The organism is Pseudoalteromonas sp. NZS11_1 (genome assembly GCF_015864275.1).
In the GTDB taxonomy this organism is placed as follows: Bacteria; Pseudomonadota; Gammaproteobacteria; order Enterobacterales; family Alteromonadaceae; genus Pseudoalteromonas; species Pseudoalteromonas arctica.
Genome location: NZ_JADYXK010000002.1, coordinates 14,207 through 27,350, shown reverse-complemented (window position 1 = coordinate 27,350; position 13,144 = coordinate 14,207). Strand labels below are relative to the sequence as shown.

The window sequence follows — 13,144 nt, the reverse complement described above, 5'->3', positions numbered from 1 at the left end:
TGTATTGTTTAAATAGCACCCTATAATGGGACCACCTAATCGTACTTAAAACACAAATAACAAAGATAAGATTATGAAAAAAATACCACTACTAAGTTACATATTCTTTACTGTGCTGTGCTCTATCATAACTCAAGCGCACGCAGCAATTAAGTCAATTGATGAATTTACTACGCAAATGAATCATTTTCCGGGCTATTATTCGTTTTTTTACGATACCCAAAACGGGAAAGTATATTTAAAAGTTGATAAGTTTGAACAGCAATTTTTACTGCAGCAAAGCTTGCCTTACGGTATTGGCTCTAACGACATAGGCCTTGATAGAGGTCAGCTTGGTAATACTCACCTTGTGCAGTTTGAGCGTTTTGGCGACAAAGTAATGTTACGCGCTGTAAATACTTACTATCGTGCCAACACAAGTAACAAGGCCGAACAGCAAAGTATTAAAGAAGCGTTTGCATCAAGTATACTTGCTGGTTTTAAAGTAGTCGCAGAAGATAAAGTCACAGCACTTATTGATTACACGCCTTACTTATTAAGTGATGTACACGGCGTAAGCCGGACGCTTGCTGCACGAAAGCAAGGCAACTTTAGCCTTGATGAATCACGTAGTGCCGTTTATATGAATCGCTCAAAAGCATTTGTAAAAAACACCGAGCTTGAAGCTGTACTTACATTTAAAGGCACAAAACCAGGTGAATTTGTTCGCCAAGTAAGTGCTGACCCTTATGCGCTTACTGTTCATATGCATCATTCACTTATTCAATTACCAGATGATAACTACACGCCGCGCAAGTTTAATCCGCAATCAGGTTTTTGGAGTATAGAACATAAAGATTACGCAGCGCCGCTTGGTGAGTCACTGTACGTGCGTTATATACCGCGCCATCGTTTAACTAAAAAGGACTCAAGTTTACCTATTAGTGAGCCTGTTAAACCAATTGTTTATTACCTTGATCCTGGCGTTCCAGAGCCCGTTAAAAGCGCTTTGCTTGAAGGTGGAAAGTGGTGGAACGACGCATTTACGGCGGCAGGATATAAAAATGCATTTATAGTAAAAGTGCTGCCAAGTAGCGCCGACCCTATGGATATTCGTTACAACGTCATTCAATGGGTACACCGTGCAACGCGTGGTTGGTCATACGGTAGTTCGGTAATCGACCCACGTACAGGTGAAATACTTAAAGGGCACGTAACACTTGGCTCATTGCGTGTTCGCCAAGATATTTTAATAGCCGAAGCACTCGCTGCTCCTTATTTAAAAGGCAATGAAGTTGCTAAAAACTTGCAAGCAATGGCGCTTGATCGTATTCGCCAATTAAGCGCACATGAAATTGGCCACACGTTAGGTATTTCTCATAACTTTGCAGCATCGGTAGGGGATAGATCCTCAGTAATGGATTACCCACATCCGCTACTTAGTTTTAATGAACAAGGTAAGCTTGATGTAACGCGCGGCTATGCAACAGGCATGGGCGTGTGGGATACCCAAGTAATTAAATATGGCTATAGCGATTTTACTAACCAAGATGAAAGCGCAGAACTTGCTGCTATTTTAAAAGAGAACAAAGCCAAAGGCCTTGAGTTTATATCAGATAGTGATGCTCGTGCTAAAGGTGGCGCACATCCAACAGCTCATCTATGGGATAACGGCACTAATCCTTCTCAGGAGCTTTTACGAGTACTCGACGTACGTAAAAAAGCGCTTTCGCAGTTTGGTATTAATAATATTAAAACGGGCGATTCATTATCGCAATTAGAGGAAAAACTAGTTCCGCTTTATCTGTTTCACCGTTTTCAGGTTGAGGCTGCGGTTAAGCTTATAGCCGGTGTTGATTATGAATACGAAACACGCGGTGACTCACCCGTAAAAGGCGCACAAGTCGTTAATAAAAAAACACAGCAAGAAGCAGTAAACGCTATTTTTGCAACGCTTAAGCCAAGTAACTTATTACTTCCTGAATCTGTGTTATCGCTAATTCCGCCAAAAGCATATGGCGAGTCTAAATCGCGCGAGAGCATAGTTGGGCGCACAGGGTTAACGCTCGATGCAATGGCATTACCCGAGGTTGCAGTGCAGCACAGCTTGTCGCTTTTATTAAATGCACAGCGTTTAAATCGCTTAGCGCAGCAACAAGCGCGTAGTAATGACTTTTATAGTTTAGATGAGTTACTTGAGGAGCTATATAGCCAAGTGTTTAACGTGTCATCACCTAATACAATGACAGGTAAAATCACTCAGCGCGTGCAATTTTTAACAGCAAAAGCTATGGCTGATTTAGTAGCAAGCGATAGTGCAAGCCCTGAAGTGCAAGCGCAGTTACGTTACTACTTAGTTAAGTTGAGTGAAGACTTTAACCAAAACTCAATGCTGAGCCATACAAGTACTGGCGAGAGTGCGTTTAAGCAATATTTAGCTGAGCAAGTAAATCAGTTTTTAATTAAAGGGCAATGGCCAAATAACTTTAAAGTACTGCCAATCCCACCGGGCTCACCAATTTAGAATAAAAAGTAGAAGCGCTTATTTTAAATCAATCATTTAATCAATCATAAAGCAAAACACCGAGTATGTTCATACTCGGTGTTATTTGATTATAAAAACGAATACGTGCTCTAAGACTTTATTTGCACTAAATCGTAATCGGCCATACCCGGTACTATTGCCTGTAAGCGAGATTCGGTTACATCGAGTGCATTTAAACATTCGCAATACTCAGAAGCCTTAAGCTCTAATTGATGTGCCTTTTTTTGTAGCGATTTATCAATTTCTCTTGAGATAATATCCATGCGTTGCCCCATGTCGTTAATGCGATCTTCTATATTACCTTCACGCGATTTAAACGCATCTCCGAGTGATACCAAAATAGCACCTAACGATCCATGCACTGCAGAGTGAATTTGCTGGCTGATCTCTTTAGTAAAAAAATCATCTATTTGCGAAAGTGATTGAGGGGCTATAAAAAAGAAGTCATCGCCGCGCTTAAACTTATCCATTAGCGCGCGCTCTACATACTTTAGTTGTGTTTTAAGTACTTCAGGTTCTTTGTCTGACATACCTTCAACTACGTGTTCAATAGCGCTTAAACCTAAGTTAACACCATCGGTAGCCAGATTTACTAATTCGGGGACTGTGTGGCGAATACCATTACTAAACTGTTCGAGTACTTTGCTTTCGTCATCGCTTAAATCAACCCAATAACCGCGAATAAATAGTTGGTTATTGTTATTAATTTGTACACGAGTCTGGCCTTTATCTAATATGCGAATTGCATCGTCAGTAATAATTAAACCATGACGTAATTCAACATCGCATTGGGCTTGAGCAAAGACACTGCTGCTTGAGAGCGCTATGGACAACGCCAATATCGAACGAGATAGAAACGCCATAAACACCTCAAAAAGACTAAAATGGAAGGCGAGTAGGTTAACAAAAAAACAACTTTATGCAAGGGAAAATAAACCTATCAACTATCTCAAACAATAGCTGTATAGAGCGCAGCTTGAGTTTTTAGATACGGCTATGTTGAGTAAAATCAACAGTACAACAAAGGACTTAGTATAAAGCTAAAGAGGTAGTGTTAGCTCACATCTAAATAAGAACACGTAGTTTTAAAAATGAAGTTTAAAAAGATACAGCTATTTAGTTAATTAAGCTTTTAAGCTGACTCCAAATTTACTTTGGAGTCAGCTTAAAAGGCTAGCGGTTAAAAGCCAAAATCTCTAGTGTGAAACTACTATTAATCGAATTGCATCAAGTTGTAACTGCGTTTTTTCAATATACGTAGTTAGGTCGTTGCGTTGCTTATCGTAGAAGGTAATTTCTTCTTGGCGAATATTCGGGTTAATCTGCTTAAGGGCAACAAGTCGTTCTTGCTCTTCACTGAGTGACGTTTGCATTTTAACAAGCGACGCTGCACGAATAACTTCAAGTTTTTCTTGTGCCATATCTTTAGCGGTAGTAATCATAGGGTGAACAGCACTTTGCAATGCGCCCGCAAGTTTACTTGCTGTTTGGCGGCCAACGGCTGATAACTGCTGATTAAAGCCTTCAAATGCCACATTCTCACCTAAATTATTACCTGCTTTATCAAGCAATATACGAATTGGTGTAGGCGGTAAAAAGCGACCAACTTGTAATACTTTTGGTGCCATTGCTTCTGCAACAAAAATAAGCTCAACAAAAAAGGTACCAGGCGGTAACTTTTTGTTTTTAAGCAATGCAACCGATGCGCTACCAAAGTCGTCGTCACAAATCATATCCATGGTGCCTTGCACCATTGGGTGATCCCAACTAACAAAGTGCACGTCTTCTTGCGAAAGTGCCGTATCGCGATCAAAGGTAACGGTCATACCGTCTTCTTTAAGCGATGGGAATGATGGGTTTAACATATGCTCAGTTGGCTTTAAGATAATGGTATTTTCGCCTTTATCTTCTTGGCTTACGCCAAATGTGTCGAACACGTTGATCATGTAGCTTGGTAATTCAAACTGATTGTCAAGTTTTTCGATTTCAGCTACAAGTGAATCTGCAGCACCTTGACCCGATGAATGTAGCTCTAGTAAACGATCTCGTCCGCTTTCCATTTTTTTACGAAGTACTGCATTTTGCTGTGCTACTTGCTCAAGTAATGGATCGAGTTCGTCTTCATCGCAGTTATGCGCAGAAATATATTCAAGTAGGTCATCACGAAACTCTTTATAAAGCATTTGACCCGTTGACGAGGTAGATTCGAATGCGTCTAGACCTTCGTTGTACCAGCGTAGCAGTACTTCTTGAGCGGTATTTTCAAAATATGGCACATGAATGTTCACATCTTGTGTTTGACCTATACGGTCTAATCGACCAATACGCTGCTCTAGTAAATCTGGGTTCAATGGTAAATCAAACAATACTAAGTGATGTGAAAACTGGAAGTTACGACCTTCTGAGCCAATTTCTGAACACAGTAATATTTGTGCATTATCATACTCATCTGCAAAAAATGCAGCAGCGCGGTCACGTTCAATAATAGACATGCCTTCGTGGAATACCGATGCTTTAATTGCTTCGCGTTCACGCAGTATTTGCTCAAGACTGATAGCTGTTTCAGCTTTAGCACATATAAGTAGTACTTTTTCGCGCTTAAGCGTTTTAAGTGTTTCGATTAACCAATCTACACGTGGGTCAAATAAACCCCAGCTTGCGCTTTCACCTTCAAACTCTTGAAATATTTTTTCAGGGAAAAGTGCACGATGTGCGCTTAGTTCAGCATTTTGAATGCCACCCATGTTGCCTAGTACCGACATAGCGGTTTTATATTGTTTTGGCAGTGCCATTGGGTAAGCGTGTAATTTACGACTTGGGTAACCATCAATGCCGCTGCGGCTATTTCTGAATAATATACGACCTGTGCCGTGGCGATCGAGCAGCATGTTAAGTATTTCTTTACGTGTTGGTAAATCACCTTGCTGTGCTTTTTCAAGAATATCAGTAATATCGGTTTCTTTTAATAGCTCAATTAGCGTGGCTTTGGCTGTGTCGTCTAGCCCTTGCTCTTGCAGTAATTGATTTGCAGCTTCAGCAACGTCTTTATAATTTGCTTCTTCTTCTTTAAACACGTCGTAGTCGTAAAAACGGTCTGGATCGAGTAACTGTAAACGTGCAAAGTGACTGCTGTGACCAAGTTGATCAGGCGTTGCGGTAAGCAAAATAAGGCCCGGAATATCTTGGCTAAGCTCTGCCATACGTTGATACTCTGAGCTTGGCTTGCCGTTATTTATACTTAGGTGATGGGCTTCATCTATAACTAGTAAATCCCAATCAGCAAGCGTTGCTTGTTCAAACCAGCGTTTTTTCTTGGTTAAAAACTCAAGACTGGTAAGTACCAATTGCTCTGTATCAAACACGTTTGGAGAATCTGCAAACGCTTCGTCGCAGCGTTCTTCATCAAAAATAGAAAAATGTAAGTTAAAGCGGCGTAGCATTTCTACTAACCATTGGTGCTGTAGATTTTCTGGTACAACAATAAGTACGCGGCTCGCACGACCACTAATAATTTGTTGATGTAAAATCATACCTGCTTCAATTGTTTTACCAAGGCCTACTTCATCTGATAAAAGTACGCGTGGTGCAAAACGTTTACCCACTTCTTGGGCAATATAAAGCTGGTGCGGAATAAGATTAGCACGCTGACCAATTAAGCCCTTAATAGGCGATTGTTCACGTTCAAATTTATGTAACCACGTTTGGTAGCGAAGTGTATAGCGATCAAAACGATCGACTTGGCCCGCAAATAAACGATCTTGTGGTTTATTAAACTTAATAAAATGATCTAAAAAGGTTTCTTTAAGCTTGGCAGTTTCGCCGTTATCAACACGGGTGCCGTGATAACACAGTAACTCGCCTTGTACTTCAATAGACTCTACTTCTAATTCCCATTCTTCAACGCTTTTGATCACATCGCCAGGATTAAATGCCACACGGGTAACAGGTGCTTCTGCCGAAGAATAAACACGGCTCTCACCACTGGCAGGAAATAATATGCTGACCTGACGGCCTTCAATGGCAACAACGGTGCCTAATCCTAAATCTGACTCTGTATCACTGATCCAACGCTGACCTAAGGAAAAATTCATGTATGTCTCGTCTATGATGAAAAAGGCGGCTATGTTACCTGTAAGCTAACACCACTGCAAGGCGCTATTTGGCTCACTTTTAATTAATTTTGTAAGTGTTAATTATTACTATTAAAACAACTTGTTTATGACTCTTTTTTAGGTAAATCAAAACTAATTACAGTTTGTAATAAAACGGACTTTTATGACAAATAGACTAAACTTACATTATGCCTTGGCAATTAAGTATTGCAGGTTTAAGTTTTGCCCGTTTTACTTAGTTATTTTGGTATAGCATAAAAATCATAAAACGTAAGGAAAGTGCTATGGAAAAAGCTTCGAACCTTGAAAGTAAAATGTATGTGCTAGATACCAACGTACTACTTCACGAACCCCTCGCTTATTTGTCTTTTCAAGAACATGACGTTGTAATTCCGATGACGGTGCTTGAAGAACTCGACCACATAAAAGACAGAAAACACGACGTAAGTCGTGATGCGCGCGTCGCTATTCGTGGATTAGATGAAGTACTTAAAAATGCAACGCCTGAACAAATGCTACAAGGCGTGGCGCTGCCGAGTAACAAAAAGGCAAAAGCGAGTTCTGCTGGTACGCTTATTATTGTAAACGACCATTTATTTGCCGACTCCATTTCTGGTTTGCCGGGTAACGAAAACGACCATCGTATTATTAATTGCGCCGTGTATTTACAAAAGCAGCACAGTGATTCAAAAGTTATATTAGTAACAAAAGACATAAACATGCGTTTAAAGGCCAAAGGCGCAGGGCTTAAATATGTTGAGGATTACCGTACCGACCAACTTATTGACGATATCAGCTTACTCACTAGTGGTTATAAAAAAATTGAAGGTGATTTTTGGGACCATGTAGGGGAATGTAATACGCAGCAACACGGACGAGATACGTTTCATCATGTACCTAAAAACTTAATACCTGATGTATTTTGTAATGAATATTTACTTGATGGAGGGGATCAGTTTGCGGCGCGTGTTAAATCGTACGATAACGAGCACATAACGCTAAAAGATATTGGTGTTGAGCGTTTAATGCATCAACAAGCATGGGGCGTTAAGCCCAAAAATATTTATCAGGGAATGGCGCTTGATGCGCTGCTAGATACAAGTATTGAACTTGTTATTTTAACAGGACCAGCAGGGTGTGGTAAAACCTTGTTAGCACTTGCCAGCGCCCTTGAGATGGTCATCGAAAAAGGTATTTACGATAAAGTAATAGTAACTCGTAATACCCCAGAAATAGCAGAGTCCATTGGCTTTTTACCAGGCACTGAAGAGGAAAAAATGGCGCCGTGGCTTGCAGCCATTACCGATACGCTGGAGGTATTGCACAAAGGCGACGAAAATCCGATATCAAGCCGAAACTACATTATGGAGAAGGCTAATGTTCAGTTTAAATCGGTTAACTTTATGCGTGGGCGTAGTATTCAAAATGCGGTGGTAATTTTAGATGAGAGCCAAAATTTAACGGCATCTCAACTTAAAACGATTATTACCCGCTGCGGCGAAGGTACTAAATTAATTTGTACGGGTAACTTGGCGCAAATAGATAGTAACTATTTAACGCCAGTAACATCGGGCTTAACGTACATAGTAGAGCGCTTTAAAAACTTTGAAGGCAGCGCAACTATAAACCTCAACGGTGTTGTACGTAGTCGCTTAGCGTCATTTGCAGAAGAAAATTTATAACTTGCGCTTAACAAATTGGCTCGATAGTCTATCGATTGATTTTCGAGCCAAATGGCAGGCAGTACATTGAATTTTTTACCTCTGAAGCATTATTATCGTTCATTATTTATTGCGCTTTTAGTGCCATTGATTGTCGCTTTTTTACTGTGCTTGCACTTATATAATATAAAGCTTGAGCGGGCGGTTGAAAAACGCGAAGCCGATTTTACGAATGTTTCAGCACAGGTTACTCACGGGATGGAGTCGGTGAGTAATCTACTCACCACCATGTTTAGCTTATACGAACAAACGACCTATCCAAAAATAAACCAAAGCTTACTTGAGGGCATAAATCAATATGATGGTTACTATTACCGTCACTTTAGTGAGCAAGGCACTGAAATTGTAGGTAAGGGGGAGTTTGCGTTATCTACTAAGGCATTAATGCAGTGGCAGCAGGCAATTACATTAGGGCCTTCGTTTAATACAACGCTTGCATTAATGCAGTCGTTGTCTGCTGTAGCATATGTTGATAATAATGGTTTTGCTTATGTAAGCAGGCGAAACAAAAGCCAAAGTTTAATGCTTACTGAAATTCTAAATGGAAAATTTAAGCCAAAATTTTCACCAAACAAACTTACTTCAAGTCCCATTGTTAAAGTGAATGATAAATCGTATTTTGCTATTGGCCGACAACGAAGCACTGGCTCAGCCGATTACATTATTTTGATTTATGATGTTCAGGCAATTTCTGGGTGGTTAAAAAAGGTTTCACCGAACAGTGGTGAATACGTTTTTATGAACCAATCACATCAAGTTATCGCCAGCTCTAAACAGTTAATAGAGCAAGCAACAGCATTAAAAAATTATTGGCCTGATTTGGCCCAGCACCATAGTAAAAAAACAGTCTTAACTAGTGATAGTAATTACTTTATGCAGCCAATGGATGAGTTACCTATTCACGCAGCATTTTACGAGCACAAACCCCAACTAATAAGCCCAATTAAGTATGAAATACTATTAGAGTTTGCATTTTTAACGCTATTTTTAAGTATTATGTTTGGCGTGTTTTTTTGGTTAAGTCAGCGCATTTTTATTAAGCCAATGACTCACTTAATGTCGTACCTAGAGAGTAACGGTACACAGCAAGAAGTGCAGCTCGATTATAAAGTACCGCTGAGCTGGCAGCCTTGGTTTTCTAAAGTGAAGCGTGTATTTACTAAAAACAAACAGTTAGTTGATTCATTACAAAGTGCAAATAAAGCTCTGGACGACCAGGTTCAGTTGCAATCAGAAAAACTAAGCCGCAGTTACGAAGCAAAAGAGCGCCACTTGGCTTTGCTCAACACTATGCTAAACAGTGTGCCAGATCTTATTTATTTTAAAAATATTGATGGATCATTCTTAGGATGCAATAAAGCATTTGAGGCGTACATCGGTAAAGATCAAACTGCATTAGTCGGTAAATATGTAGATGATTTAGGTGATAACGATCAACAAATAAATGCGCTTGAAAAACAAGTATTACAAAATAGAAACAGTGTTGAACAGCGAATAGAAACCGATAAAAAAACGTACCAACTGACTATTGCACCTTTTTATAACGAGCACCAACATCTGTTGGGGACTATGGGTATTGGTCGCGATATTACCGAGCAGCAACAAGCATTATTGGCCTTAAAAGCATCAGAATCTAAATTTAGAAGTGCGATTGAATTTGCGGCTAACTGCGTGGTTTTACTCTCGCTTGAGCACACAATATTACAAGTAAATAAAGCGGCAAGAAAGCAGTTTTCTGAACAGCCAGTACTGGTTGGTGAGCAGTTAAAAGCATTGTTTGACGATACTCAATGGCAGCAAATAAAAAGCACTTTAGCGCAATTGCTAGATGACAAAAAACGCGTATACCACCTAACGCTTGCTCAAGGGCGCTTAACAAGTTGGTTGCAACTGAGTGTATCGCTTGTATGGGATGAAAACCGGGACCCAGCTTATTATGTTATTCACATTCAGGATGTGAGCGCATTAACTAAATCGAAACTAGATGCCGAACGAGCAACCCTTGCTAAAAGTCGCTTTATAGCCAATTTAAGTCATGAAATACGCACTCCTCTTAATGCTGTTTTAGGGCTGCTTGATATGCTTATTGAGCAAGGATTAACGCAAAAGCAATTACAACAAACGGATCAAGCTAAGCATGCAGCACAAAGCTTGTTGCTAATGCTCAATAGAATGCTTGATTTTGCACGCATAGAAAGTTCGCAAACCGATTTAAAACAAGCATCTTTTAGTATGGTTGAGCTGGTGGATATTTGTGAAAGTTTAACGGCTCCATTGTGCGAAGGAAAAGGTATTGAATTTGTTATTGATATTGACCCGTTAATAGCGCCTGATTTGATATGCGACAGTATTCGCTTACAGCAAATATTAGGTAATTTATTAACAAATGCTGTTAAGTTTACAAAAACAGGTTCTATCACTTTAAAAATGGAACTTATTGAAAGCGATAGCCTAGAGCAACAGCATATTTGCTTTAAAGTAATTGATACCGGTATGGGCATAGATGAAGCCGATCAGAGGCGTTTATTTGACGCCTTTACGCAAGGTGATGAGTCTTCAACACGTATACATCATGGTGTTGGGTTAGGTTTAGCGATTGTTAAACATGCGGTGTCATTAATGGGAGGGGAGATTGCTTTAAAGAGTAAAAAAGGTCATGGCTGTGAGTTTTACTTCAGCGTTAGTTTTTTGGTTGATACCACTAAAAATACGATGTTACCGACTAATACATTGGCTATTTTATCGGATCAAAGTAAAGAGCTTAAGCAAGTAACAAATGCTTATACAGAGCTTGCTAATATTAATTTAGATGAAGTACTCAAATACCCAATTAAGCTCTCTAATACTCAGCAAATAATAATCGATGCGGCCGATTTACCTGCACTTTTAAATGTTGAAGCAATTAATGATTCGTTATCAGCTAAAGAAACATCGGTAATTATTATTAATCATCAGCACACACTTAATTTACCAACAAGTGAGCATTTAGCTGCGCATCACGTTAAAGCCTCTGCATTGGGACAAAGGCTATTTAGCTTGAACTCTCAGCAACAGCCTAAAGCTAGTACCAATGCCGTAATATATAATACTGCTGAAACTAAAGTTGATATATCGGGTCTACTTGTATTAGCCATTGATGATAATCAACTTAATTTAGAAATAATTAGCAGTGTATTACGCCAAGCAAACGTAAGTGTTGTTACCGCTTTAAGCGCATCTATCGGCATGGAATTATTGCAAGTTTTAAAGCCTGACTTAATATTAATGGATGTGCAAATGCCGCAAATAGATGGCTGCCAAGCTACGGCTTTAATTCGTCAACAGTTTGACGCAAAGCAACTGCCTATTTTTGCTTTAACGGCTCATTGTGAACCCGCTGATATTGAACGTTCTTTAAAGTGCGGTATGAATAAGCATTTAACTAAACCAGTTGTTGCTAAGGTACTTATTGATGCAATTGCCGATTTAAACTTAGTTAAACCAAGCTTTTTTGAAAAATCATTCGCATTAACGCAGTTTAGTATGGATGAAAAGCTCCTCAATACAATGATTGGTAAATTTGCTAATTTATGCGAAACCCAGCTATTGCAAATAGAAGAAACAACCAATAAGGATGATTTGGTACGCTTAGTGCATAGTATAAAAGGTGTAGCAGGTAATTTAGGTTTTAGACGATTGTCTCACTGCGCTTTATTGTGTGAAAGAACACTTAAAACAACTAACAAGCCTGTTGAAATAACACTGAAAGAGCTTATTATGCAGTTAGAACAGGTAATTGTTTTTATAAAAGGGGTAGGGGCTAGGGATGTCGAAAAGAGCTAAAGTACTTATTGTAGATGATGATCCAATCAACAGATTAGTACTTGAAAAAACACTTAAAGTAGAACACGACGTATTCTTAGTTGAAAGTGGTGAAAAAGCACTGACCTTTGTAAAAACTGCGCAAGTTGATTTAATTATCCTTGATGTGATTATGCCAGGAATTGACGGCTATGAAGTGCTTGTGCAACTTAAAGAAAATCCGATAACTCAATCGATCCCCGTTATATTTATATCAGCTAATCGTAGCCATGACGACGAAGCTAAGGGCCTAGAGCTCGGTGCTATGGATTATATCACCAAGCCATTTAGCCCTTCTATTGTGCGTGTTAGGGTTCGTAACCAATTACTTATAAAGCAAAAAAATGATCTGCTAGAAATGTTAGCCTCAATCGACGGCTTAACTGAAATCCCAAATAGACGCTACTTAGACGAAAACTTAGCTCGTGAATGGCGCCGAAGTAAACGCAGTGGAACCCCGCTATCAGTGTTACTTATGGATATAGACCACTTTAAGCGTTACAACGATTGCTACGGACATCGTGCTGGCGATGAATGTTTAAAGGATGTTGCACAAGCACTCGCAGCTCAATGTGAACGTGGTAGTGACTTTATAGCTCGTTATGGTGGTGAAGAATTTGCAGCTGTATTACCTGGAATGAATAGGCATGAGGCTATGGAGTTTGCTAACAAATTACGCAATGCTGTAAATGCTTTGAATATAGAACATAAAGGCTCATTAAATGCAGACCACATCACTATTAGTATAGGTATCGCCACTACTCAAAGTGGTAAAGTGTATGCTGAGCAAGCGTTATTAGAAGAGGCCGATTTAGGCCTATATGCCGCTAAAGATGCAGGGCGAGATAGAATAGTTGCACTCTAAAAACTTAATATACAAAAACGCCAATATTCATATATTGGCATTTTTCGTATTAAACACTTTTTATACCAATTCGCTTAATTAA

At 39.4% G+C, this 13,144-nt stretch carries 6 protein-coding genes; 4 read left to right on the top strand and 2 right to left on the bottom strand.

What is annotated here, in order from left to right; genetic code table 11:
• Positions 1–73: 73 nt before the first annotated feature.
• Complete coding sequence (locus I6F44_RS02760) at positions 74–2,503, top strand: zinc-dependent metalloprotease (protein WP_197173259.1); 2,430 nt, start codon at positions 74–76, stop codon at positions 2,501–2,503.
• A 110-nt stretch (positions 2,504–2,613) separates the two neighbouring features.
• Here I6F44_RS02760 and I6F44_RS02755 read toward each other — a convergent pair whose 3' ends face one another.
• Together I6F44_RS02755 and rapA are read right to left on the bottom strand one after the other, a co-directional pair.
• Positions 2,614–3,387 (bottom strand): YggN family protein, encoded by a 774-nt coding sequence (locus tag I6F44_RS02755; protein WP_007581974.1) that lies wholly within the window; start codon positions 3,385–3,387, stop codon positions 2,614–2,616.
• Between the two features lie 333 nt (positions 3,388–3,720).
• Positions 3,721–6,615, bottom strand: coding sequence for an RNA polymerase-associated protein RapA (gene rapA, locus I6F44_RS02750; protein ID WP_197173258.1), 2,895 nt, complete (start codon positions 6,613–6,615; stop codon positions 3,721–3,723).
• 305 nt (positions 6,616–6,920) lie between these two features.
• Between rapA and I6F44_RS02745 the strand changes: the two genes are divergently transcribed.
• Genes I6F44_RS02745 through I6F44_RS02735 form a run of 3 tightly spaced genes read left to right on the top strand, consistent with a single transcriptional unit; the run spans position 6,921 to position 13,062 of the window.
• Complete coding sequence (locus I6F44_RS02745) at positions 6,921–8,318, top strand: PhoH family protein (RefSeq protein WP_024609043.1); 1,398 nt, start codon at positions 6,921–6,923, stop codon at positions 8,316–8,318.
• 51 nt (positions 8,319–8,369) lie between these two features.
• A complete protein-coding gene (locus I6F44_RS02740; protein WP_197173257.1) occupies positions 8,370–12,179 on the top strand; it encodes a PAS domain-containing hybrid sensor histidine kinase/response regulator in 3,810 nt (1,269 codons plus the stop codon).
• Positions 12,163–13,062 carry a diguanylate cyclase gene (locus tag I6F44_RS02735; RefSeq protein ID WP_007581985.1) on the top strand — a complete coding sequence of 300 codons (900 nt, stop codon included), beginning with the start codon at positions 12,163–12,165 and terminating at the stop codon, positions 13,060–13,062. The genes I6F44_RS02740 and I6F44_RS02735 overlap by 17 nt, the downstream gene beginning before the upstream one ends.
• Positions 13,063–13,144 lie beyond the last annotated feature (82 nt).

Bases quoted from the DNA above. Each gene is read 5' to 3' on its own strand.
- I6F44_RS02760 (WP_197173259.1), top strand. From the start codon at position 74: ATGAAAAAAATACCACTACTAAGTTACATATTCTTTACTGTGCTGTGC.
- I6F44_RS02755 (WP_007581974.1), bottom strand. From the start codon at position 3,387: ATGGCGTTTCTATCTCGTTCGATATTGGCGTTGTCCATAGCGCTCTCA.
- rapA (WP_197173258.1), bottom strand. From the start codon at position 6,615: ATGAATTTTTCCTTAGGTCAGCGTTGGATCAGTGATACAGAGTCAGAT.
- I6F44_RS02745 (WP_024609043.1), top strand. From the start codon at position 6,921: ATGGAAAAAGCTTCGAACCTTGAAAGTAAAATGTATGTGCTAGATACC.
- I6F44_RS02740 (WP_197173257.1), top strand. From the start codon at position 8,370: ATGGCAGGCAGTACATTGAATTTTTTACCTCTGAAGCATTATTATCGT.
- I6F44_RS02735 (WP_007581985.1), top strand. From the start codon at position 12,163: ATGTCGAAAAGAGCTAAAGTACTTATTGTAGATGATGATCCAATCAAC.